Source organism: Pseudomonas sp. GM80 (genome assembly GCF_000282515.1).
Taxonomy (GTDB): domain Bacteria; phylum Pseudomonadota; class Gammaproteobacteria; order Pseudomonadales; family Pseudomonadaceae; genus Aquipseudomonas.
Genome location: NZ_AKJD01000050.1, coordinates 1 through 23,359, shown reverse-complemented (window position 1 = coordinate 23,359; position 23,359 = coordinate 1). Strand labels below are relative to the sequence as shown.

19 protein-coding genes are annotated in these 23,359 nt (G+C 58.0%); 8 read left to right on the top strand and 11 right to left on the bottom strand.

Annotation, left to right across the window (positions count from 1 at the left end):
- Positions 1-7: 7 nt before the first annotated feature.
- From PMI37_RS07230 to PMI37_RS07200, 7 genes are all read right to left on the bottom strand, one after another.
- Positions 8-934, bottom strand: coding sequence for a carbohydrate ABC transporter permease (locus PMI37_RS07230; RefSeq protein WP_008079511.1), 927 nt, complete (start codon positions 932-934; stop codon positions 8-10).
- Positions 935-1,107: 173 nt separating this feature from the next.
- Entirely contained in the window at positions 1,108-2,418 is a 1,311-nt protein-coding gene (locus tag PMI37_RS07225) for an ABC transporter substrate-binding protein (RefSeq protein ID WP_008079510.1), read from the bottom strand.
- Positions 2,419-2,748: 330 nt separating this feature from the next.
- A complete protein-coding gene (locus tag PMI37_RS07220; protein WP_008079509.1) occupies positions 2,749-3,654 on the bottom strand; it encodes an AraC family transcriptional regulator in 906 nt (301 codons plus the stop codon).
- Positions 3,655-3,730: 76 nt separating this feature from the next.
- The gene (locus tag PMI37_RS07215) at positions 3,731-4,612 is read right to left on the bottom strand and encodes a hypothetical protein (RefSeq protein WP_008079508.1); all 882 of its coding nucleotides are present in this window, start codon (positions 4,610-4,612) and stop codon (positions 3,731-3,733) included.
- Positions 4,613-4,808: 196 nt separating this feature from the next.
- On the bottom strand, positions 4,809-5,672 hold the full coding sequence (locus PMI37_RS07210) for a hypothetical protein (protein WP_008079507.1): 864 nt from the start codon (positions 5,670-5,672) through the stop codon (positions 4,809-4,811).
- Between the two features lie 133 nt (positions 5,673-5,805).
- The gene (locus PMI37_RS07205) at positions 5,806-7,098 is read right to left on the bottom strand and encodes a glycosyltransferase (RefSeq protein ID WP_008079506.1); all 1,293 of its coding nucleotides are present in this window, start codon (positions 7,096-7,098) and stop codon (positions 5,806-5,808) included.
- A gap of 69 nt (positions 7,099-7,167) precedes the next feature.
- Complete coding sequence (locus PMI37_RS07200) at positions 7,168-7,536, bottom strand: response regulator (RefSeq protein WP_008079505.1); 369 nt, start codon at positions 7,534-7,536, stop codon at positions 7,168-7,170.
- A 253-nt stretch (positions 7,537-7,789) separates the two neighbouring features.
- Between PMI37_RS07200 and PMI37_RS07195 the strand changes: the two genes are divergently transcribed.
- From PMI37_RS07195 to PMI37_RS07175, 5 genes are read left to right on the top strand one after another with little or no spacing between them, the layout of a single operon-like run.
- Positions 7,790-11,281 (top strand): response regulator, encoded by a 3,492-nt coding sequence (locus PMI37_RS07195; RefSeq protein WP_008079504.1) that lies wholly within the window; start codon positions 7,790-7,792, stop codon positions 11,279-11,281.
- Positions 11,281-12,114 carry a CheR family methyltransferase gene (locus tag PMI37_RS07190; RefSeq protein ID WP_008079503.1) on the top strand — a complete coding sequence of 278 codons (834 nt, stop codon included), beginning with the start codon at positions 11,281-11,283 and terminating at the stop codon, positions 12,112-12,114. The genes PMI37_RS07195 and PMI37_RS07190 overlap by 1 nt, the downstream gene beginning before the upstream one ends.
- Positions 12,111-12,704: a chemotaxis protein CheB gene (locus PMI37_RS07185; RefSeq protein ID WP_008079502.1), complete on the top strand. Its 594-nt coding sequence runs from the start codon at positions 12,111-12,113 to the stop codon at positions 12,702-12,704. The genes PMI37_RS07190 and PMI37_RS07185 overlap by 4 nt, the downstream gene beginning before the upstream one ends.
- The gene (locus tag PMI37_RS07180; protein ID WP_008079501.1) at positions 12,698-13,912 is read left to right on the top strand and encodes a hybrid sensor histidine kinase/response regulator; all 1,215 of its coding nucleotides are present in this window, start codon (positions 12,698-12,700) and stop codon (positions 13,910-13,912) included. The genes PMI37_RS07185 and PMI37_RS07180 overlap by 7 nt, the downstream gene beginning before the upstream one ends.
- Positions 13,913-13,956: 44 nt before the next feature.
- Positions 13,957-14,334: a response regulator gene (locus PMI37_RS07175; protein WP_008079490.1), complete on the top strand. Its 378-nt coding sequence runs from the start codon at positions 13,957-13,959 to the stop codon at positions 14,332-14,334.
- Positions 14,335-14,382: 48 nt separating this feature from the next.
- On the opposite strand, the gene PMI37_RS07170 is transcribed toward PMI37_RS07175, so the two are convergent.
- The 4 genes from PMI37_RS07170 to PMI37_RS07155 form a co-directional block, all read right to left on the bottom strand.
- Complete coding sequence (locus PMI37_RS07170) at positions 14,383-15,312, bottom strand: hypothetical protein (RefSeq protein WP_008079489.1); 930 nt, start codon at positions 15,310-15,312, stop codon at positions 14,383-14,385.
- A gap of 208 nt (positions 15,313-15,520) precedes the next feature.
- Entirely contained in the window at positions 15,521-17,191 is a 1,671-nt protein-coding gene (locus tag PMI37_RS07165; protein ID WP_008079487.1) for a response regulator, read from the bottom strand.
- A complete protein-coding gene (locus tag PMI37_RS07160) occupies positions 17,188-18,690 on the bottom strand; it encodes an ATPase domain-containing protein (RefSeq protein WP_008079485.1) in 1,503 nt (500 codons plus the stop codon). The genes PMI37_RS07165 and PMI37_RS07160 overlap by 4 nt, the downstream gene beginning before the upstream one ends.
- 132 nt (positions 18,691-18,822) lie before the next feature.
- Positions 18,823-19,878, bottom strand: a complete 1,056-nt coding sequence (locus tag PMI37_RS07155; RefSeq protein WP_008079483.1) for a tetratricopeptide repeat protein — start codon at positions 19,876-19,878, stop codon at positions 18,823-18,825.
- A gap of 172 nt (positions 19,879-20,050) precedes the next feature.
- Between PMI37_RS07155 and PMI37_RS07150 the strand changes: the two genes are divergently transcribed.
- The 3 genes from PMI37_RS07150 to PMI37_RS07140 are packed head-to-tail and all read left to right on the top strand — an operon-like array spanning position 20,051 to position 23,334.
- Positions 20,051-22,186, top strand: coding sequence for an FUSC family protein (locus PMI37_RS07150; protein WP_008079481.1), 2,136 nt, complete (start codon positions 20,051-20,053; stop codon positions 22,184-22,186).
- On the top strand, positions 22,176-22,376 hold the full coding sequence (locus PMI37_RS07145) for a DUF1656 domain-containing protein (protein ID WP_008079479.1): 201 nt from the start codon (positions 22,176-22,178) through the stop codon (positions 22,374-22,376). Before PMI37_RS07150 ends, PMI37_RS07145 begins: the two co-directional genes overlap by 11 nt.
- Before the next feature lie 4 nt (positions 22,377-22,380).
- On the top strand, positions 22,381-23,334 hold the full coding sequence (locus PMI37_RS07140) for a biotin/lipoyl-binding protein (protein ID WP_008079477.1): 954 nt from the start codon (positions 22,381-22,383) through the stop codon (positions 23,332-23,334).
- Positions 23,335-23,359: the final 25 nt, after the last annotated feature.

The following is a 23,359-nucleotide window of genomic DNA, read 5'->3' as shown; positions in this document are numbered from 1 at the left end:
GCAGGCCTCAGGCTTTGTCAGTCAGGTTTTTGCCGATCATCCGCACCAGAATGATCGCGGCGATGTTGGCGATGACCACGGCAATCAAGCCGCCCGCCGAGGCCATGCCGACGTCGAACTGCACCAGCGCCTGGTTGTAAATGAGGTAAGCGAGGTTGGTCGAGGCATAGCCGGGGCCGCCGTTGGTGGTGGTGAAAATCTCGGCGAACACCGACAGCAGGAAGATCGTTTCGATCATCACTACCACGGCAATCGGTCGTGCCAGATGCGGCAGGGTCAGGTGCCAGAAGATCGCGATCGGCCCAGCACCGTCGAGGCGCGCGGCCTCTTTCTGTTCCTGGTCCAGCGACTGCATGGCGGTCATCAGAATCAGGATCGCGAAGGGCAGCCATTGCCACGAGACAATGATGATGATCGACAGCAACGGGTAGTGGGCGAGCCAGTCCACCGGTTGCGCGCCGAACAGTTTCCATATGTAGGCGAGGATCCCCGAGACCGGATGGAAGATCAGGTTCTTCCAGATCAGGGCACCGACCGTGGGCATGATGAAGAACGGCGAAATCAGCATGACCCGCACGATGCCGCGACCGAGGAATTCGCTCGCTTCGAGCAGCGCGCTGATGAGCACGCCGAGCACCACGCTGATCAGCAGCACGCTGCCGACCAGCAACAAGGTGTTGGTCGCGCCGGGCGTGAAACCCGAATCCGTCAGGAAGTACGTGAAGTTCTCAAGCCCGACGAATTCGTTTTCACCGGGGTAGAGCAGGTTGTAGCGGATCAGCGAGAAGTAAATGGTCATGCCCAGCGGCACGATCATCCACAGCAGCAACAGGGCCACCGAAGGGCTGACCAGAAACCAGCCGGGATTGCGTACGCGGACCTTGCGCTGCGGCTGAGACAAGTCGATGTGGGCTTTGGCAGTAGAAGTATTCATGGCGATCACAACCGATTGGGTGCAGATACATGTTCAGGCAAGACAGCATTCCTGACATCGACGCGAACCCTGTGGGAGCGGGCTTGCCCGCGATGGCGATGGAGCAGCCGACATCGAAGTTGAATGTGCCGCCGTCATCGCTGGCAAGCCAGCTCCCACAGGTTTAGAAGCGGTTACTTTGGATAACCGGCGCGCTTCATCTCGCGTTCGGTGGTCTGCTGGGCGGCGGCCAAGGCTTGATCCACCGTGGTCTGGCCGATCAGCGCCGCCGAGAACAGCTTGCCGACCTGGGTGCCCACCGCCTGGAACTCAGGAATGGTCACCAGTTGAATGCCGATGTACGGCACCGGTTTCAGCGTCGGTTTGCTTGGGTCAGCAACCTTCAGCGATTCCAGCGTGACCTTGGCAAACGGTGCGGCGCTCATGTACGCATCGCTGTAGGTCGAGGCGCGGGTGCCTGGCGGGACGTTGGCGATGCCGTCGGTCTTGGCGACCAGTTCGCCGTACTCTTTGGAAGTGGCCCAGGCGCTGAATTCTTTCGCAGCGTCCTTGGCCTTGGAGCTGGTCGGAATCGCCAGTGCCCATGAATACAGCCAGGCCGAACCTTTGTCGGTGACTTGGTGCGGAGCAAACGTGAAGCCGACGTGATCAGCGACTTTGCTCTGGGTTTTGTCGGTGACGAACGAACCGGCGACGCTGGCGTCGACCCAGATCGCGCACTTGCCGCTGTTGAACAGGGCGAGGTTTTCGTTGAAGCCGTTGCTCGATGCCCCCGGTGGGCCGGATTTCTTCATGGTGTCGACGTAGAAGTTCAGCGCGTTCTTCCACTCGGGGCCGTTGAATTCCGGTTGCCATTTTTCATCGAACCAGCGCGCGCCGTAGGCATTGGCAACGGTGCTGATCAGCGCCATGTTCTCGCCCCAGCCAGCCTTGCCACGCAAGCAAATGCCGTACTGTTCTTTATCCTTGTTGGTGAGTTTTTCGGCGAACCCGGCAATTTCTTCCCAGGTTGGGCGTTCCGGCATGCTCAGCCCGGCGTCCTTGAACAGATCGGTGCGGTAGTAAGTGATCGAGCTTTCTGCGTAGAACGGCAGGGCGTACAGCGAGCCTTTGACCGACAGGCCTTCACGCACCGACGGGAACACATCGTCGAGGGCGTAACTGGCCGGCAGATCTTTCATCGGTTCCAGCCAACCTTTAGCGCCCCACAGTGCTGCTTCGTACATGCCGATGGTCAATACATCGAACTGGCCGCCCTGGGTGGCAATGTCGGTGGTCAGACGCTGGCGCAGGACGTTTTCTTCCAGTACCACCCAATTGAGCTTGATGTCCGGATGCTCGGTCTCGAAGGTTTTCGAGAGCTTTTGCATGCGGATCATGTCGCTGTTGTTGACGGTGGCGATGGTCAGGGTCTGGGCGCCAAGGCTGACGCTGCTGAGGGTCATGCAGGTGAGGGCAAGCAGAGCTTTTGCAGTGGGTTGCATCGTGCACTCCTTTTCTGCACCCGGCGGGGCAGAAGGACAGTTATTGTTTTTGTGTCTTCCTGTGCAGGAAGAATGTGCACTGATTACAGCCTTCAATTGCAGGGCTGACAAATCATCCCTAGCACTTTTATCGATACTTTTTTGCACTAGGGTTTGGCGATGGAAACGCAGGGAAGGGGTTTGTAGCGGTGCGGGGCTATCGAATGTGTACAGGTTTCACACGGAACTGTAGGAGTGAGCCTGCTCGCGATAGCGATGTGTCAGTCACCATCCGCGGCGCTGACACGGCGCCATCGCGAGCAGGCTCACTCCTACAAGGGAATGGTGGTGTCAGCCGTGGTTTTGTTCGGTCAGGCGCTGCACCGCCAGGCGGCGGTAATGCGACGGCGTCATACCCTTGAGCTGCTGAAAGCGCCGATTGAAATTGGAAATATTGTTGAAGCCGGATTCGAAACACACTTCTGTCACCGGTTTATCGCCATCGGCCAGCAGCTCGCAGGATTTGCTGATGCGCAGGCGATTGACGAACTCGATGAAATTGCGCCCTGTGGCCTGTTTGAATACGCGGCTGAAATAAGTCGGCGTCATGCCCAGATGCTCGGCGACTTCCTCCAGCGATATGTCCCGAGCGTAATGGCTGAAAATGTAATCGACCGCGCGGTTGGTCCGATCAATGTTGTGCTCATCAGCCAGTTGCGGCGTTGTGGCGCCGGACAACAACTGGAAATCATCACTGGCAGCGAGCAGTTCCATCAGGATAAAAAAGTGCCCAAGCCGGGTAATGCCCTTGGAGTCGGCGATCCGTTGCATCAAGGTCATCGCTTGGCGAATGGTGCGTTTGCAGCGGAATTCGATGCCGTACTGCGCGCGCTCAAGCAAAGGCGCCAGGCTTTTCAGTTCGGCAAATACCTGATGACCCGTCTCGAACAGCTCATCGGTGAAATTGACCAGCATGTCGCGTTTTTCCACGATTTCATCTTCCGCCACCTGGCTGATCCAGTTGTGCGGCAGATTCGGGCCGGTGAGAAACAACGTCTCCGGATAGAAGTTGCCGATGTAGTCACCGATAAAAACCTTGCCGGAGCTGGCGACGATCAGGTGCAGTTCGTATTCCTTGTGAAAATGCCAGCGCACCAGCGGGCAGGGAAAGCCATGCTGGCGATAGATGATGGACAACCCGTTATGGTCATCCATCAACTCGTAGGAAGGGTCGGTCACACGGGTTGTTCGAGTCATGGCTGGGCGCTTTTTTTATTATCGCCCGCCAATCATGCCCCTTTCATGCCGGGTTCCACCACCCACATCGAATGGCTCAGCCCCTTGTCAGTAGCGAGTCGCCGTAAACTGCCTTCATGCTGGTGGCGCTCCAGCACAGGCGGACGATATCCGATTCCTCGAAAAAGTCGGTATTGATGATGCTGCAGCGGGTCACCCAGTCTCGTGTGGTGTCGAACCAGTCATTGATCTGGTTCTTGATGTGTTGCGGCCCGCCCAGTAACGAATAGCTGGTCGCCGACAGCGACCAGAGCACACGCGGATAGCCAGTTCGTTCAAGGGTTGTCTTGACGTGCGAGTGCAAGTCATCGGTGTCTGCGAAACGCTTGCCGCTCCACTTGTGCCAAATGAACGGCCAGAACACATCCTCGTCCAGTTCGCGCTTGGCGGCCGCAGCCATCACCACTCGGCGGCGCGGGCTTTTACGTTTGAGTTGCTCGACGGTCAGGTGGGCGTCCGTGGACGGTATGACATGTTCGCCCAAACGTTCGATCAGCACGTCATTGAGGCGCTGGTAATCAAACGGTTTTTCGCCATCGGCCAACTCGTGGAAATCGAGCACGATGAATTCGTGCGGATGGTTTGCGAGGAAGCTGATAACAGCGCTGATCAGCTCCTCAAGCGTGCGTCCGGATTGATAGCCGTTGTGATGGAAGTAGAACGATGATGATTGCGCAGTATTGGAATACCCGAGACGAATATCGAAGGCTCTGGCGCCGTGGGCCAACTGCCAGGCAAATGAATCGTTCTGGCAGGTGGTCCAGTTGCCGCGCAACGCATCGTGGTGGGCGGCCTTTTTGTCCATGCCGCAGTTATGCGTGCCGGGCCAAATGACATCGGTCAGTTTCAGTCGACCGATGTCCAATACTCTGCTCATCCAGTTCTGTTTATCGAGTTCGCCGGAAATAGTGCTGTTCATGACAAGTCCTTGTCGTGATCTTCGTACCCGTCCATGGTGCGAAGTGATTACATGAAGTGGGAGTGACGACTTGCCACCTCCCGAGTTTGCCGTTGAGCAACGGCTTTCATGTCACAGCGTAGAACTGAATGGCGGTATCGCCAGCGTTTGAAATGTCTGCACAAACATAGCGATTTGATGGCTATCCAAATCGGGATCAGCGTGCCTTGAGCAAGTTGGCTGCACGACAGAAATCAACGATTTTCGATTCCTCAATGAAATCGACATTAATGATGTTGCACTTGCGTGCCCAGTCGCTGTTTTTCGGGTCGAACATGGCATTCAGTTCCTCGTGTATATCAGTTGGGCCACCGGTGGCGCTGTAACACGTCGCGGACAGTGTCCAGTTATACCAACTGCTGGGCGGTGCGCTTACGACTGTCGTAATAAAGGCCCGTAACTGGGCAATGTTAGCCGTGGCAATACCTGACCATTTGCTTACTACCTCATCATGAAACAGCTTGGCGTCCAGTTCGCTGTGCCGTGGGGCGCACACCAGTACCCTTTGCAGCGGACTGACGCGTTTGAGTTCTGCCAATGTCAGACGCTTGTTTGCCGCGGGAATCATCCGTGGTTCCAGCGCCTGTACAACCAGCGCGTTGAACAGTTTGAAATCAAATGCGCCCTTTAAGCTTTTGAAATTTTTAAAGTCGAGAACAATGAACTCATCGGGGTTGACGCTGAGAAAATCCCAGACATCAACGAGCAAGTCTTTCAGCGTGCGCGAAGACAGATATTCGTTATGGTGAAAGCGAAACCTGTCGGTGCCGCTTTTGGCACTGGGATCATGAATCAAACGCACATCGAGGGCCCGGGAACCGTTGTCCAGTTGGCTTCTGAACGATTGATGCTGGCACGCCAGCCAGTGTTTGCCCGGTATCAGTGCGTAAGAGGCCTGCCAGTCACAACCGGCATTGTGGGTGCCCGGCAATGTCAATTCACTGAGCGTCAAACGTTCTATTTGTGGTGTTGCCGCCATCCAGTTTCTGGTCGATTGGTTATTCGAAGTGTCGATAGTCATTAATATATCCCTGCAAGGTTTAAAGAGTTGTGCCGCACTCATTGTCAAGTTGAGCGGTGCGGCGAATGCAGGGTTGTTATAATGCCTGGCATAAACTTGGCCAAGTGCAAGTTTGATGCTTGTTGTGTGTTGTTTACGGTTTCTGGTTCTTTGCTTCAATCCATTGCGACATGTATTGAGTGCTCTTGTGCATGTGGTGACGCAACATGCTGCCAGTAAAGTTGCTGCTTCTAAGTGTCTGTAAGTTGTTTTGGCAGTGCAATAACGTGTTGATCAGTGCCGGCCCGTGTACTGATTGCTGATAGCGATCGGTCAACAATTGATACCCCGCAGTTTGCGCCTGTTGCCAGTGCACTGGGTCGTTGTATAACCGGACAGCTTCATCGGCCAACGCCTGCGCCGACACGTTCACCGCCCCGGGCCACGGATGATCGCCGTGCATGGCTTCGGCGCCGATCGGCGTGGTAACACTCGGCGTGCCGCAGAGCATGGCATCGACCAGTTTGCCCTTGATGCCGGCGCCGAACCGCAAGGGTGCCAGGCAAATCCTTGCAGCCGACATCACTTGCAACGCATCTTCAGCCCAGTTCATCACATGAAAGCCTTGCGCAGGGTTGTGCAGGGCAGTGGCTTTCGGTGGGGTGTAAGCGCCGTAAAGATGCAGTTGCGCCTTGGGCAGTTTTGCCCGGATCAGTGGCCATACCGTGGATTTCATCCAGAGCACGGCATCCCAGTTCGGTGCATGGCGGAAGTTGCCGATGCTCAGGAAGTGTTCACGTTCGTCGAATGCGCGCGGTGTGATCGTGGGTGGATCGATCATCAGCGGACACCAGTGCAGCAACTCGCCCGGCAGGCCGAACTGCTCACGCAGCAGCTCAATCTCGACCTCGGAGATCATCAGGTTGAGGTCGCAGCGATAGAGTGCGGCGATCTCGCGTTTAGCCAGATCGGTGTCGGCCATCAGCTGGAACTCTTCGCGCAGGGCCGGGGCGAACAATTCGCTGAAGTCATTTTCATCGGCGCTGGCCTTCAAGCGGTCCTTGAGCCGCTGATGACGGGCATGCCGCAGGCTTTGCAGGTCGGACGTCTCCAATACGCGCAAGGCATCGGGGCAATGTTTTTCGACGCGCCAACCGAACTGCTCTTCCATCATGAACTGGTCGAACAGCACGATATCCGGCGCCAGTTCTGCAATGAAGGTATCGAAAGAGCTGCTGTTGAGCTCGATCGGCACTTCGCGAATGCCCAGTTCGGCCAAATCAGCCTTGTGCTCGCCGGGACCTGCGGGGCTGCTGAACGTGATCTCCCAGCCCTGCTGCAAAAACGTTTCAAGGATCTGCATGACATGCCCGCTGGCAGCCGAAGAGCGTGGTTCCGGCCAGACGTAGCCAATAACCAGGACTTTGGTGGCGGGGGCTTGATTCATGCGCGGGTATTCCTTGAGGCGGGCTGTGGCAAAAAACGGGGCGCAATTAAACCACAGCCAGCGCGGCTCTTAGTTGCCCTGTTTGAGCACAGCCTTGACCTTGTCGCGCAACTGATCAATAGAGAACGGCTTGCCAATGACGTGCATGTCCGCCGGCACATCAATCGTTTCTGCGTAACCACTGGCGAACAGGATCGGCAGAGCAGGACGCAGCTTGCGCGCTTCGGTGGCCAGTTCACGGCCGTCCATGCCGGGCAGGCCGACGTCGGTCATCATCAGGTCGATGTGTCGGGACGCGTCCCCGAGAACCTCCAGCGCCTGCTCGCTGCCGTCCGCCTCCAGCACCTTGAACTCCAGTTCCTCCAACACATCGACAATGAGCATGCGCACGATGTCGTCGTCTTCTACGACAAGGATGGTGGACAGGGTGGCGGACATAATAAAGGCTCTCAAGGGGTGAAATTCAGGGGCGCCGGTCGATCAGAAATGCCGGGCTCTTGCATGAGTAAGTGGCGCATAGCCACAAGTTCCCGTGCGGATACAAAAAAGAATAGTGGCAAGGATAACTGCTGGCTGCAGTGCAAGCGCGGGCAAATCGGCAAATTTGCTGCTAAACCGATCAGAAAAATGGATCCACGCCGCCGTTTTGGGGCAAACTCTCTGGTTTTCAACAGTTCGACAAGGCTGCCCCATGTCCTCTCCGTCTTCGGTTGATGAGCAACGGTTTCGCAAACTTCTGAGTCGCAACATCGGCCTGCCTTTAGGCGTCGGTCTGCTCAGTGCCGTGTTCTTCGTGTCGCTGATCACTTATCTGCTGTCGGTCATTCAATGGGTGGAGCACACCGACCGGGTGATCAATAACGCCAACGAAGCGGTGAAACTCACCGTTGACCTGGAAACCGGCATGCGCGGCTTCTTGCTCAGCGGCGACGAGCACTTCCTTGATCCGTATGAGACGGCCAGGCCGCGCATCGCCGTCGCGCTCAAGACGCTGACCGAGCTGACGATCGACAACCCGGTGCAAACCGATCGCTTGCGTCGCCTTGAGGCGTTGCAGACCGAGTGGGCCAATTACGCGCAATCGATGATCGATCTGCAGCGAGCCAGCGGCGATTATCGCGGCGCGGTGAAGGCTGGACGGGGCAAACGCCTGACGGACGAGATTCGTAAACAATTCGAGGACGTGATTGAAACCGAGCAGGTCTTGCGCACTTCGCGCAATGAAGACGTGCGCCGCACAACAATCTGGAGCATCAGCCTGTACCTGCTGTTTATCGCCGGTATCAGCGGTCTGCTGGCCTACATTGGTCGTCGTGACCTGATGACGCTGTCGCAAAACTACAGCGCCAACCTCGCTGCACAACAGGCCAGCGCCGGGCGTCTGGAGCAGCAGGCATGGCTGCGCAACGGTCAGACCGAACTCGCCGAACAGGTCCTGGGCCAACTGAGCCTCAATCTGCTGGGCCGCAATATCCTGCAATTCTGTGCGCAATACCTCGGCACTGCGGTGGCGGCGTTATATGTGCGTGAAGAACATGGCGGCCTGAAACGCGTGGCGACTTATGGCTTCTCCCGCGAACAGGAAGCGCAGGATCAGTCGATCTACAGCGGCGAAGGCATCGTCGGTCAGGTGGCCCAACAGGCGCGTCTGATCCGTCTGGATTCGGTGCCGGTGGACTATTTCAAGGTCAGCTCCGGGCTCGGTGAAGGCCTGCCGCACAGCGTGCTGGTGGTACCGACCAGTGATGACGACCGAGTTAATGGCGTGATCGAACTGGGCTTCCTCCGTCCGTTGAATGACCGCGACATCGAATTGCTGGAACTGATTGCCGGCAACATCGGCACTTCGATTGAAGCGGCGCGCTACCGTCAGCGCTTGCAAGAAGTGCTGGCCGAAACCCAGCAGCTCAACGAAGAGTTGCAGGTGCAGCAGGAAGAACTGAAAACCGCCAACGAAGAACTCGAAGAGCAGTCGCGGATTCTCAAAGAGTCCCAGGCGCATCTGGAAACCCAGCAAGTCGAACTGGAGCAGACCAACGAGCAGCTTGCCGAGCAAGCGGAAACGCTGGCGTCGCAGCGCGACGCCATGGACCTGAAGAACACCGAGCTGAATCAGGCCCAAGTGCAACTGGAAGAGCGCGCCGAAGAGTTGCAACGTTCGAGCAAGTACAAATCCGAGTTCCTTGCCAACATGTCTCACGAACTGCGCACGCCGCTGAACAGTTCGCTGATCCTCGCCAAGTTGCTGGCGGAAAACCCGCAGGACAACCTCAGCGCCGAACAGGTCAAGTTTGCCGAGTCGATCTACTCCGCCGGTAACGACCTGCTTAACCTGATCAACGACATTCTGGATATATCCAAGGTCGAAGCCGGCAAGCTTGAAGTGCTTCCGGAGAACACCAGCGTTGCGCGTCTGGCCGATGGCCTGCGTGGCGTATTCGAGCCGATGGCCAAAGACAAACAGCTGAACTTCACTGTCGACCTGCAGCCGGGTACACCGGGGATGCTGTTCACCGACCGCCAGCGTCTGGAGCAGGTGATCAAGAACCTGCTGTCCAATGCGGTGAAATTCACTGAAAAAGGTACGGTCAGCCTGACCATCGCCGGCCAGCCGGATGATCGTATTGCCTTTATCGTGCGCGATTCGGGGATCGGCATCGCCCCGGATCAGCAGGAAAGCATTTTCGAAGCGTTCCGTCAGGCGGACGGCACCACCAACCGTAAATACGGCGGTACCGGCCTAGGCCTGTCGATCTCGCGCGATCTGGCGACGCTGCTTGGCGGCTCGATCAGCGTCAGCAGTACGCCGGGGCAGGGCAGTGTGTTCACTCTGTTGTTGCCGCAGCAATACAGCGAGGGCGGCGAAATATCCAGCGCGCCATCGACCTTCACCCCGCCAGCACCGAGCGCGCCAGCACCCGTGGCCCCCGTCGTTTCGCCGTTGGCCCCGGTGCACATTCCGCGTTTTGCCGATGACCGCGACAAGGCCCCGTTTGCCACGCGTTGCATCCTGGTGGTGGAAGACGAGCCCAACTTCGCGCATATCCTGTATGACTTGGCCCACGAGCTGGGTTATCAGTGCCTGGTAGCCCATGGCGCCGATGAAGGTTACGACCTGGCCCGCGAATTCGTCCCGGACGCCATCCTGCTCGACATGCGCCTGCCGGATCATTCTGGCCTCACCGTGCTACAGCGCCTGAAAGAGCACGCGGAAACCCGCCACATTCCGGTCCACGTGATTTCAGTCGAAGACCGCGTTGAAGCAGCCATGCACATGGGCGCCATCGGCTATGCGGTGAAACCCACCACCCGCGAAGAGCTCAAGGACGTGTTCGCCCGTCTTGAGGCCAAGCTGACGCAGAAGGTCAAACGCGTGCTGCTGGTCGAGGACGATGACCTGCAACGCGAAAGCATTGCGCGACTGATTGGCGACGAGGACATCGAAATCACCGCCGTCGGCCTCGCACAAGATGCGCTGGAGCTGCTGCGCACGACGATCTATGACTGCATGGTCATCGACCTGAAGCTGCCGGACATGCTCGGCAACGATTTGCTCAAGCGCATGTCCACGGAAGACATCTGCTCGTTCCCGCCAGTCATCGTCTACACCGGGCGTAATCTGACCCGCGATGAAGAGGCCGAACTGCGCAAGTATTCGCGCTCGATCATCATCAAGGGCGCGCGTTCGCCGGAGCGTTTGCTCGACGAAGTCACACTCTTTTTGCACAAAGTCGAATCGCAGTTGTCCCATGAACGGCAGAAGATGCTCAAGACCGCGCGCAGCCGCGACAAGGTCTTCGAGGGTCGCAAGGTGCTGTTGGTGGACGACGATGTGCGTAACATTTTCGCCCTGACCAGCGCCCTGGAACACAAAGGCGCAGTCGTGGTGATCGGCCGTAACGGCCGTGAAGCGATTGAAAAATTGAATGAAGTCGAGGACATCGACCTGGTGCTGATGGACGTGATGATGCCGGAAATGGATGGTTTCGAAGCCACCATTGAAATCCGCAAGGATCCGCGCTGGCGCAAGTTGCCGATCATCGCGGTGACGGCCAAGGCCATGAAGGATGATCAGGAGCGCTGCCTGCAGGCGGGCGCCAACGATTACCTGGCCAAGCCCATCGACCTGGATCGCCTGTTCTCGCTGATTCGCGTGTGGTTACCGAAGATGGAACGCATTTAGTGGAACGCAGTACACCCGCCGAACGAAACAGCGAGATCGAATTACGCTTGTTGATCGAGGCTATTTACCTCAAATACAGCTACGATTTTCGCGATTACTCCGGCGCTTCGATCAAGCGCCGGGTGCAACACGCGCTGAGTCAGTTCGAGTGCGCGACCATTTCGGCGCTGCAGGAAAAAGTCCTGCACGATCCGACGGCGTTCATGCAATTGCTGCAGTTGCTGACGATTCCGGTCAGCGAGATGTTCCGCGATCCGTCGCACTTTCTGGCGATTCGCAGGGAAGTGGTGCCACTGTTGCGCACCTATCCATCGATCAAGATCTGGATCGCCGGTTGCAGCACGGGCGAGGAAGTCTATTCAATGGCGATCCTGCTGCGCGAAGAGGGTTTGCTGGATCGCACGATCATCTACGCCACCGACATCAATCCGCGCTCGCTGGACAAGGCCAAGCAGGGCATTTTCTCGATGGAAAATGTTCGCGCCTACACCGCCAACTACCAGCAGGCCGGGGGGCAGTGCTCTTTTGCCGACTACTACACAGCGGCGTACGGCTACGCGATTTTCGACAAGAGCCTGTGCGAGAACGTGACCTTCGCCGATCACAGTCTGGCGACCGACAGTGTGTTCTCTGAAACCCAGTTGATTTCCTGCCGCAACGTGTTGATCTACTTCAACAAGAAGCTGCAGGATCGTGCGTTCGGGCTGTTCCATGAGTCGCTGTGCCATCGCGGTTTTCTGGTGCTCGGCAGCAAGGAAACGCTGGATTTTTCCAACTACGCCAATCAGTTCGAACCCTTGGTCAAGCAAGAACGGATCTACCGCAAATCATGAACGAGGCCGTGGACTTACCTCGAATCGAGGCAATTGTGGTCGGTGCTTCCGCCGGTGGCGTCGAGGCCCTGTTGAGCCTGCTGGGGCCGCTTCGGCAGGGCTTCGTCCTGCCGATCATTGTGGTGTTGCATTTGCCGGAAGAGCGCCGCAGCCAGCTGGCTGAAGTGTTCTCCAGGCGTATAGATATGCCGGTACACGAGGCGATCGACAAACAGGACATTGTCGCCGGCACCGTGTACTTCGCCACGCCCGGTTATCACCTGTCGGTGGAGCAGGATCGCAGCCTGTCCTTGAGCCTTGAAGACCGCGTGCATTATTCCCGGCCCTCGATCGATTACCTGTTCGAGTCGGCCGCTGATGCCTATGGTCCGGCACTGGCCGCTGTATTGCTGACCGGCGCCAATCATGACGGCGCGCGCGGCCTGGCTGAAGTCAAACGGCGGGGCGGACTGACCATTGTCCAGGACCCGCAAGAGGCGCAGGTCGCCACCATGCCTCAGGCTGCACTGAACGTTCAGCAGCCAGATCATGTCCTACCCATTCACGGCATCGGCCGTCTGCTTGTCGAGCTGGAACGAATCGCATGCTGAGTAATATCCAAGCCAAGTTGCTGATCGTCGACGATCTGCCGGAAAACCTCCTGGCCCTCGAAGCGCTGATCAAACGTGAAGACCGCACCGTCTATAAGGCGTTGTCGGCGGACGAAGCGTTGTCGCTGCTGTTGCAGCACGAATTCGCCATGGCCATCCTCGATGTGCAGATGCCCGGCATGAACGGCTTCGAGCTCGCCGAGTTGATGCGCGGCACCGAAAAAACCAAGAACATCCCGATCATTTTCGTCAGCGCCGCCGGCCGTGAACTGAACTACGCGTTCAAAGGCTATGAGAGCGGGGCGGTGGATTTCCTGCACAAGCCGCTGGATATTCACGCGGTGAAGAGCAAGGTCAACGTCTTCGTCGACCTGTACCGCCAGAGCAAGGCCATGAAGCAGCAGGTCGAAGCGCTGGAGCAGGCCCGCCGTGAGCAAGAGGCGCTGCTGGAGCAATTGCAGAGCACGCAACTGGAGCTGGAGCAGGCGGTGCGGATGCGCGACGACTTCATGTCAATCGTCGCCCATGAAGTGCGCACACCGCTCAATGGCCTGATACTCGAAACCCAATTGCGCAAGATGCACCTGGCGCGCGACAACGCTGCGGCCTTCACCCTCGACAAGATGCACGCCATGGTCGACCGCGATGAGCGGCAGATCAAAAGCCTGATCCGCTTGATCGAAGACATGCTCGACGTGTCGCGTATTCGCACTGGCAAATTGTCGATTCGGCCAAACCGTTTTGATCTGGTGCAGCTGGTCAGCAACCTGTTGCAGAACTTTGCACAGCAGATCGAGGCGGCGGAAACTGAAGTGTCCTTTACCGCGACAGAACCGGTTGAGGGGCATTGGGACGAGTTCCGCATCGAGCAGGTGGTTTCCAACCTGATCACCAACGCCTTGCGTTACGGCGGGCGCAGCCTGGTTCAGGTGCGTGTTTACCGAGAGGGCAATGAAGCGCGGGTCGAGGTTCAGGATCGCGGCATCGGTATCAGTCCCGAAAACCAGAAACGCATTTTTCAACAGTTCGAACGGGTTTCCGCCAAGACGGTAGTCGCCGGGCTCGGATTGGGTCTGTTCATTTCCGAGCAGATCGTCGCCGCCCATGGCGGCTCCATCGTCGTCGAGAGTGAAATCAACGAGGGCGCCCTGTTTCGCGTTTGTCTGCCGATCGAGGAAAACGGCAAATCCGACGCAACCTCTGAGTGACCACACGGTCGTATCAGCAGCTATTGACCGAACAAAGGCTTCCCATGAGCGTAGATGCACAAGATGTAGTACTCGTCGTCGAGGACGAACCGGTTATCTTGATGATCCTGACCGATTATTTGTCAGGGCAGGGATATCGCGTGCTGCAAGCCGAAAACGGCGAGCAGGCGTTCGAGATTCTCGCGAGCAAACCGCATCTGGACATGTTGATTACCGACTTCCGCCTGCCTGGCGGCATTTCCGGCGTGCAAATCGCCGAACCTGCCGTGAAGCTGCGCCCCGACCTTAAAGTGATCTTCATCAGCGGTTATCCGCAGGAGATTCGCGAGACCGGGAGCCCGATCACGCGCCGGGCGCCGATACTGGAAAAGCCGTTCGACCTGGACGTGCTGCAGGAAAAAATCCAGGAATTGCTGGCCTGAAGACCGCTTCTGCCGGGCGCGTCCACGGTCCGTTCGGCTCGTTCGTCGTTATTTGGCTTGATCTGCCGCATTGAAGGTGAACGTCATGTCTGCAGCCGCACTGGCTGGCATTGTCATCTTGATGATAGGTAACACTTGCCCTCCGGTTTTATTGAAATAATCAAGCTGATCATGTCTTGCGTTGGCGAGGCCGTTGTCAATGTAAAAGAACGCCTGAATCGGTAATTGTTTGGGAACATTCTGTGGCCAGGTTGCCAGAATCAGCTCGTTTTGCTGATGAAACCAGGTCGCGCCGAGCAAATTCCTCGTGCGAATGGATTGGTAAAATGAGTCTGCTCCCAATTGATTCATGCTGTCGCGCACATCGAAACTGCATTGAAAGGCGGGTGCGTTAGCGGCGGAAGGCGCGCTTCGCCAATGTGTCATCCATTGTTCGGCAGTGCTGATACCAATGGTCTGGCAGCGTCGACTTTGGGTCGGATAGTACGGGTGCCCCCCGCACCCTGGCACGTCGCGTAGGTGACTCCAGCCGTCGATAGGGAAGCTGCACAACACCTCGATTTTCAGCTTGCCTGCCGGGTTTTCGAATATCGGATAGAAGATGAATCCGCTGTTCTGACCAAACACCAGTTTTTGAAACCTTGCGTCCTTGCGCGCAAAGGAAAACGACACACCGCCACTCTTTACTGAATGCGGACTTGGATTCCAGGTGGAGTAGTCGGGGCCGGGTACGGTTGATCGCAGAATAACGCCTGTACACAAAAAGGCTGGGGTGGAAGCCGAGCCACAATTAACACGCACATCGTTGTAGCGCTTGGTCAGATCCGCTGCAACGGTTGCTCCGCTCTGCGCGGTGTTTGTCGCTGCGGCAGCGATATCGATTGTATTGCTCGTCGATACCAATGGCGCTTGTTCGTGGGTCTGACACCCGGCAAGAATGAGGGTCAACGCCACAAACGCTAGCTGATTCCTGATCATAGTGACTGTCCTTGAAAAGCGTTCGCTTAGACGCACACCGTCGACCTAATAAAGGGACACGGTAGTCTTCAGAGGAGAGTCAAACCTTAATCAGAAGGGTTGGATAGCTGTCAAAGTTGACAGCTATTGGACATTGGAAAAAAGGCATAGGCTGGAGAGCCAGCCGCTTTACAGGCATGCCACCCGGCATGATTGACGGCGTCGCGCGTCACCCACGAATCATTTCGCGCACCTTGGCGGTCAACAGATCGAAGGTGAACGGCTTGGTGATCATCTGCATGCCCGAGTCGAGAAACCCGCCACGCACGGCCGCGTGTTCGGCGTAACCGGTGATGAACAGTACTTTCAGGCCGGGGCGGTATTGGCGGCCGACCTCCGCCAATTGCCGGCCATTCATACCGGGCAAACCGACATCACTGATCAGCAGATCGATACGCTGTGCCGAATTGAGAATCGGCACGGCGCCATCGGCGTCGCTGGCCTCCACAAACGCATAACCCAACTCACTCAGCACTGCGCTGACCAGCACGCGCACAGCCGGGTCGTCTTCGACGATCAATACGGTTTCGCCATCCAGCGCGTCCGGCGCTTGCTGGATAGCGGTGGCAGACTGTTCAAGTTCTTCGCCACGGAAGCGCGGCAGATACAGTTTGACTGTGGTGCCCTGGTCGATTTCGCTGTCAATCGAGACATGGCCACGGGACTGTTTGCTAAAGCCGTAAATCATCGACAGGCCCAATCCGGTGCCTTGGCCGATCGGTTTGGTGGTGAAAAACGGGTCAAAAGCGCGATTGATCACGCTCTGGGGCATGCCGCTGCCGTTGTCGGTGACGCTGAGCATCACGTAATCGCCGGGTGCCAGATTGCTGTAGGCTTCGGTGAATTGACGGTGCAGCACCTGGTTGCTGGTTTCGACCACCAGTTTGCCGCCATCAGGCATGGCATCGCGAGCGTTGATCACGAGGTTGAGCAGGGCGCTTTCCAGTTGATTGGGATCGGCTTCGGCGACCCACAAATTGTCGTCCAGACGCATGTCCAGCTGGATGCTTTCGTTGAGGCTGCGCTGCAGCAGTTCACCCATCGACATGACCAGGCTGTTCATCTGCACTGCTTTTGAGTCGAGTGACTGGCGCCGCGAGAATGCCAGCAGACGATGGGTGAGGCCGGCGGCACGGTTAGCTGAAGTGACACCCAGATCAATCAGGCTGTCCAGATCATCCGTGCGCCCACGGGCCAGGCGCCGACGCAATAGCTCCAGGCTGCCGATGATACCGGTCAGCATGTTGTTGAAGTCGTGGGCGATGCCGCCGGTCAACTGGCCGACCGCTTCCATTTTCTGCGACTGACGCAGCGCTTCTTCATTGTGGCGCAGTTGCGCGGTGCGCTCCTCCACCTGCTGTTCAAGGGTCTCCATCGTTGATTGCAGGCGTCGTTCGCTTTCACTCAGGTCGATCAGTCGATCGCGGGCTTCGTACTGTCGTCGTCGCCCGCGCAGTGCGGCGGATACCAGGCTGACCAAGGTTGCCGGGTGAAACGGACGTTCAAGGAATGTCACGTTGCCTAACAGTTTGCTGAGTTGCGAGGAGGGGCCTTGTTCCTGACCGCCATGATGGGTCAATAGCACGATCGGCAAGTCTGACCACGCCGGTTGTTGCTCAAGGTGCTCGAACAACACTTCCAGTTCCGGGCCGCGCAGCGCTTCAGCGGCAATCACCAGCAGGCCGGCGCCCAGCTCAAGCTCCGTGCACAGCGAGCCAAGTCCTGCCGTGACCAGACCGCAAAGACCGGCCTCGTTGAGGATCATCAATGCAATTTGGCTGTCGCGACCCACGGGCGCCAGAATCAGCGCCCGTTCGGCCAGTGGCACCGACACTGTCACGAGCTTTCTTCCTGAAGCAGCGGTTTGCTCGCACCGAGGTAAGTCGGTACACCGCGCAGTACACCCTGAAAGGCTTCCAGCGGTTCACCGATGGTCATGCCTTGTGCCGAAATACGGTATTCACGAATGGTCGATTCGTGGCTGCCGGTGCGTTTCTTGATGATCGAAATGGCCCGACGGACTTTGCCGATGGCTTCAAAGTAACGCAACAGAATCACCGTGTCGGCAAGATAAGTAATGTCGACCGGTGCCTGCATGTCGCCGACCAGACCGTGTTGCGCGACTGTCATGAACGTCGCTGCACCTTTGCGATTGAGGTACAGCAGCAGTTCGTGCATGTGCAGCACCAGAGCGTTTTCTTCCGGCATCGCGGCCTGGTAACCGTTGATGCTATCGATCACCACGGTTTTGATCTGGCCTTCATCGACGCAGCGTCGCACCCGATGGGAGAACTCGCCGGGGGATAGCTCCGCCGCATCTACCTGTTCGATCAGTAGATTGCCGGTGGCCTGCAGCGCCTTGAGGTCGATACCAATGTTGTTCATGCGCTCGAAGAGCAATCCCAGCTCTTCGTCGAAGATGAACAACGCGGCTTTCTCTCCACGACCGACCGCAGCTGCGGCAAAAATCATCGAGATCAGCGACTTACCGGTACCGGCCGGGCCGAGAATCAGCGTGCTGGAACCGGTTTCGATACCACCGCCGAGCAACGCGTCCATTTCCTTGATGCCACTGGTCAACTGCAGGCGGGCGTAATCGCCGCGATGCTCCGCCGCCACCAGTCTGGGGAACACATGCACGCCGTCGCCCATGATGGTGAAGTCATGGAAACCACCACGGTATTTCTGCCCTCGGTATTTGACTACCCGAACGCGCCGACGCTCGGCGCCATAGTTGGGGGTCAATTCTTCAAGGCGAATCACCCCGTGCGCCACGCTGTGCACGGTTTTATCAAGGGATTCAGTGGTCAGGTCGTCCAGCAGCAGCACCGTGGCGTCGTAGCGCACGAAGTAATGCTTGATCGCGAGGATCTGGCGGCGATAGCGCAATGAGCTCTGCGCCAGCAGGCGAATCTCCGAGAGGCTGTCGAGCACCACGCGGGTGGGTTTGAAACGTTCGACCACTTCGAAGATCTGCTTGGTTGCTTCGCCCAGTTCCAGGTCGGAGGAATACAGCAGGCTTTGCTGATGCTCGGCGTTGAGCAAACTTTCCGGGGGCGTCAGTTCGAAGATCTCGATGTTGTCGCCCAACTCCCAGCCATGGGACAGCGCCCCTTGGCGCAACTCACGCTCGGTTTCCGACAACGTGATGTACAACGAGCGTTCGCCGGCTCGTGCGCCGGCCAGTAGAAAATGCAAAGCGACCGTGGTTTTGCCGGTGCCGGGCTCACCCTCCAGCAAGAAAACATGACCGCGAGACAAGCCACCGGCAAGGATGTCATCCAGACCGACAATGCCGGTAGCGGCTTTCGCACTGATCAACTCGTTAGATGTAGACAAAAAATGCCCTCTCATGACTAGGGGAATCGAGGCGGCTGACTGAAACAGACGGCCTGATTACTTGACCCGCAGGCGTGATGGCAGTTCCACATATTCTTGCAGGATGTGACGAAGAATAGCGTCTATTGCAGCTCAAAGGCCTTGTTGCAGGGCCGGATCGTCCGGATTGAGCTGTTCCAGTTGCGCCAGTAAAACTTGCACATTCTGCAACTGGCCACTCTCTTTCCAGTAATTGATCAGCAGGACCCGGGCCTTACGGTCGGAGGGGTGACGCTGGACGATGTCCTGCAATTGCTTTTGCGCCGCTTCCAGCTCTTCGGCGCTGTGCAGGGTGGTCGCCAGGTCGTAGCGATAATCCTTGTTGTCAGGGTCCAGTTCGACGGCCTTGGATAAACCCAGCAGGGCGAACTCGCGCTGGCCGTGGTGCAGCAACCACAGGCCCAGAGCATGTTGCAGATAGGCCGAATCAGGTTGAGCTTTCAATTGTCGGGCGAGTAATTGCCGCGCGGCGTCGCTCTGGCCCAGGCGATCCAGCACATCGATCTGCATGACCAGCGCCGGCAGGTTGCCTGGTTCCAGTTGCAGGGTATTTTCCAGTGCTTGCTGTGCCTCTTTGAGTTCGGCGTTGTGCAAATGCAGGCGTGCCAATTGCGCATAGGTTTCAGCGCTTGGCGCCTGGCCCTTGAGGGCTTGTTCCCAGCTATCGATGCCTTGCTGCAGGGGCGCGAAATACAGGCCCAGCTCATCCGGCGTCAAACCGAGCAACGCGTTGATCGCGGCGAAACGCACAGTTTGATCTTCATCATCGAGCAACGGCCCAAGCAACAGGCTGCGTTGGCCGCCGGGCACCAGACCAACCACACTTTTGATCGCGGCCAGGCGTACTTCGGGCGCTTCGCTCTGCAAGTCGGCGTCGGCCAGTTTCAACGCCTGTGGGCTCGGGTAGTTGGGCAATTCGGCATGCAGCCAGACACGGCGTTTGACCGACAGGTCCGGGCGCCCCAATTGCTGGTACAACTGACGCGCCGCACCCGGCTGGCCGGCACGTGCTGCCGCCAACGCCTCGCTGTATCCATGTTTGATCGCTTCGGGCACCACAGGGGCGCTGGTGCGCAGGGACAGCCAGCCGACGAGAATGACGAGTACGAGGCCAAGGCTGATAAACAGATAGCGGCGGGACTGATGCATGCAGGTTTCCGAAAGCAGGCGTACTTGAGCAGAGCGGCAAGCTTCGGTCAGCGCACGCCCTGAGTCAAACCCATTGCCAGCGAATCGCCCTACAACTTGCGTCGACTTTGTGAACCGTCAGGCTTGCGATGCAGTGTCTACGCTTGCAGGAGTTGCTTCGACGAGTGCGCCCATGCAAGCCCTGTTCAATTACTTCAAAGCGGTCATCCATCCCGGTCAGGCGGTACTGCTGTTTGCCTTGCGCACTGTTGTGGCGGGCTTGCTGACGCTGTATCTGGCTTTTCTGTTTGATCTTGACCAGCCCAAGTGGTCGATCATGGCGGTGGTGATTGTCAGCCAGCCGCTGGCTGGAATGGCGCTTGCGCGCAGTTTTGGCCAAGTGATCGGCACCACACTCGGGGCCGCCGTGGCCGTTCTGATCATGGCGATTTTTCCGCAGGCGCCACTGCCATTTATCACGACCCTGGCATTGTGGCTGGCGCTGTGCACCGCCGGCGGGACGCTGCTGCGCTACACCAGCTCCCAGGCGTTCGTGCTCAGTGGCTACACCGCAGTCGTGGTCGCTTTGCTGGCGATTCCGGATCAGGACGGCACCTTTTTGCTGGCCGTCACGCGCGTGACCGAAACGTTGCTGGCGGTGGCGTGCGTCTGTGTGGTGAGCCTGCTCACGGCCCGGCCGGAAGCGGTGGCAAAAGGGTACTTCGCCAAGGTCGATCAAGTCATCAAGCTGGTTGCCGTTCATGCGGCTGCGGTGATTCGCACGGAAGAAAGCGAGGCTGACTTCCAGCGCCGACAAATGCAATTGCTGACCGAGATCAGTGCACTGGAGGGGTTGCGCCGGCATCTGTATTTCGACGCTCCACGCTTGCGCAGTGCCAACAATCTGGTGCTGCTGTTGGGCAATCAATTGATGTTGCTGACTTCCAGATTGACCGCGTTGCGTCATCAGCGGCAATTGCTCACCGAGCGTTGGGAGGGCGACTTGCCTGAGGATGTCCAGCGTCTGCGTGCCGAGGAACTGGCATTTCTCGATCAACTGGCGGAGCAGGGGCGTTCGCTTTCTGCCGAAACGCGCCACGGCTTTGTCACGCTGCAGCATCAGTTCGATCAACTGGCCTACAAGGCCGAGCAACTGACCGAAGACATGAGTGCCACCTTGCGCTCGCTGGCGTGGGCGTTGCGCTGGGAGCAGGCGCGGCTGCTGCAACAACTGGAGCAGATTCTCGAATTGAGCGATGCCATTCAGGAAGGACGCGAAGCCAGTTGCCTCTATCGGGGGCAGGCCAGCCCGCTGCATCTGGATTTCACTCTGGCCTCGATGAATGCGATCCGCGCCTTTACCGCGTTGCTGGTGGCGGGGCTGATCTGGATCGAGACCGCCTGGGACGGCGCGCGCGGCGGGATGATTCTGGTGGGAATCCTCTGTTCGCTGATGGCGACGTTTCCGCGACCACTGCTGGCTGCGCAGAGTTATGCGCGCGGGTTGGGGCTGGCCCTGCTGGTGTCAGCGCTCTACCAATTCATGCTGGTGCCGGCGGTCAGTGATTTCGAGTGGCTGGCCTTGTTGCTCGCACCATTGCTCTACGTCATTGCGGTTGGCCTCGCGAGCCCGGCGACGGCGGGGATCGGCATGGGCCTGGGTTTGTCGAGTTTCCTGATGCTCGGCCCGCAGAATATCGGCACCGGGCAGAACAGCGCGATTCAATGGTTCGAATTTGCCGGGGCTTACGTCAGTGCGGCGATGCTGGCGCTGATTGTCTACGCGTGGATTTTTCCGTTTCGCCCGGCGTGGCGTATTCGCCGCTTGTATAAAGAGGCGCGCGAGCAGGTGTATGAGCTGACCAAAAGCCCGACCACCGATGAGCAACAATTTGCGTTCGAAAGCCGTATGGTCGATCGCCTGACCAGCATGCTCGGCCTGCTGCCTGCGGTAAATGATCGGGCGATGCAGCGACTCTATGAAATCAGCCTCGCCTGTGTCGCGCTGGGGGTGGCGATGCATCAGCTACGCCAGCAGGCGCAGAACAATCAGTTACTGTCGGACCCGTTCAGCCGCCGGCTGTCCTCGGCATTGCGCAAGACCGGGCGCTTTGTTGCCGGACGTGCAGAAGTGCAACTGACGCCACTGTTGGCAACCTTGCACGACTTGGGCGATGAACTGGACGATCTGCATGTCGCCAGTCACGAGCATTTATGGTCGGTGTTTCGCATGCGCGTAGCCCTGCTGATCGTGGTGTCGTTCCTGGAGCGCCATGGTGACGAGTTGCAAAATTCCACCTCGGAAGGAGCGCCAGCCCTTGCCCATTGATTTCGAGATTGGCGGCGTTTATCTGCCGCCCATTGCCCAGGCCTTGTTACTGGCAATCCCCCTGTTCATGTTGCTCGACTGGCTCTTGCGCCGCCTGGGCGTACTGCGCCTGGTCTGGCATGAGGCCCTGTTCGAAGGCGCCTTGTATGCCTGCGTGTGTGCCGCGCTGATTCTGCTGATGGGAGCCTGATGCCTTGAAAGTGTTATTCGCAAGATTGCTGACGCTGGCCGTGGTGGTTCTTGCCATCGTGCTTGGCTGGTTCGCCTGGGAGCATTACACCCGCGCGCCGTGGACCCGCGATGCCCGGGTGAGGGCTGATGTGGTGACGTTGTCGGCCGATGTTTCGGGGCGCATCGTCAGCCTCGCCGTGCAAGACAACCAGCATGTCGAAAAGGGTCAATTGCTGCTGGAAATCGACCCGGCACGTTACACGTTGGCGGTCGAGCATGCGCGCCGCTCAGTCGAAGTGGCCAAGGCCACCCTGGGGCAGTCGCAAGCAGCGATCGTTGCCAGTGAAGCATTGCTCAAACAGCGTCAAAGCGAAGAACGTCGGCGACGTACGCTCAAGCAAGGGTTCGCGATCTCGGGCGAGGAATGGGAAAAATCCAGCACCGACGTGGCCGTGGCACAGGCCGATCTGTTGCGCAATCAGACCAACCTCGGGCTGGCCGAAGCCAACGTGCAATTGGCAATTGCCGCGCAGACCCAGGCTGAACTGGATTTGCAGCGTACCCGCGTTGAATCCCCGGTCAGCGGCTACGTGACCAACCTGTTGACCCGTGAGGGCGATTACGCCGTGAGCGGTGGCGCCTTGTTGGCATTGGTGGATAGCGATTCGTTCTACGTCAGCGGTTATTTTGAAGAAACCAAACTGCCGCGCATCGAGGAGGGCGATCGGGTACGGATTCAATTGATGAGCGGAGAAACCTTCGGCGGCACCGTGCAGAGCATCGCTTTCGCCATCGCCGACCGGGAAAACGCACCGGGCAGTCGTCTGCTGGCCAACATCAATCCGAGTTATACCTGGGTCAAACTGGCCCAGCGCGTACCGGTGCGAATCGGCATCGATAACGACTACGCCGGCAAAAACCGCCTGCGCGCCGGCACCACCGCAACCGTCACCGTCCTGGAATCAAGAAACCCCTAACCCTCCTTGTAGGAGCTGCCGCAGG

Excerpts from the sequence above, each read along its gene's own strand:
- PMI37_RS07170 (WP_008079489.1), bottom strand. The coding sequence starts at position 15,312 with ATGATCAGGAATCAGCTAGCGTTTGTGGCGTTGACCCTCATTCTTGCC.
- PMI37_RS07210 (WP_008079507.1), bottom strand. The coding sequence starts at position 5,672 with ATGACTATCGACACTTCGAATAACCAATCGACCAGAAACTGGATGGCG.
- PMI37_RS07155 (WP_008079483.1), bottom strand. The coding sequence starts at position 19,878 with ATGCATCAGTCCCGCCGCTATCTGTTTATCAGCCTTGGCCTCGTACTC.
- PMI37_RS07175 (WP_008079490.1), top strand. The coding sequence starts at position 13,957 with ATGAGCGTAGATGCACAAGATGTAGTACTCGTCGTCGAGGACGAACCG.
- PMI37_RS07205 (WP_008079506.1), bottom strand. The coding sequence starts at position 7,098 with ATGAATCAAGCCCCCGCCACCAAAGTCCTGGTTATTGGCTACGTCTGG.
- PMI37_RS07225 (WP_008079510.1), bottom strand. The coding sequence starts at position 2,418 with ATGCAACCCACTGCAAAAGCTCTGCTTGCCCTCACCTGCATGACCCTC.
- PMI37_RS07220 (WP_008079509.1), bottom strand. The coding sequence starts at position 3,654 with ATGACTCGAACAACCCGTGTGACCGACCCTTCCTACGAGTTGATGGAT.
- PMI37_RS07230 (WP_008079511.1), bottom strand. The coding sequence starts at position 934 with ATGAATACTTCTACTGCCAAAGCCCACATCGACTTGTCTCAGCCGCAG.
- PMI37_RS07200 (WP_008079505.1), bottom strand. The coding sequence starts at position 7,536 with ATGTCCGCCACCCTGTCCACCATCCTTGTCGTAGAAGACGACGACATC.
- PMI37_RS07185 (WP_008079502.1), top strand. The coding sequence starts at position 12,111 with ATGAACGAGGCCGTGGACTTACCTCGAATCGAGGCAATTGTGGTCGGT.
- PMI37_RS07150 (WP_008079481.1), top strand. The coding sequence starts at position 20,051 with ATGCAAGCCCTGTTCAATTACTTCAAAGCGGTCATCCATCCCGGTCAG.
- PMI37_RS07180 (WP_008079501.1), top strand. The coding sequence starts at position 12,698 with ATGCTGAGTAATATCCAAGCCAAGTTGCTGATCGTCGACGATCTGCCG.
- PMI37_RS07215 (WP_008079508.1), bottom strand. The coding sequence starts at position 4,612 with ATGAACAGCACTATTTCCGGCGAACTCGATAAACAGAACTGGATGAGC.
- PMI37_RS07195 (WP_008079504.1), top strand. The coding sequence starts at position 7,790 with ATGTCCTCTCCGTCTTCGGTTGATGAGCAACGGTTTCGCAAACTTCTG.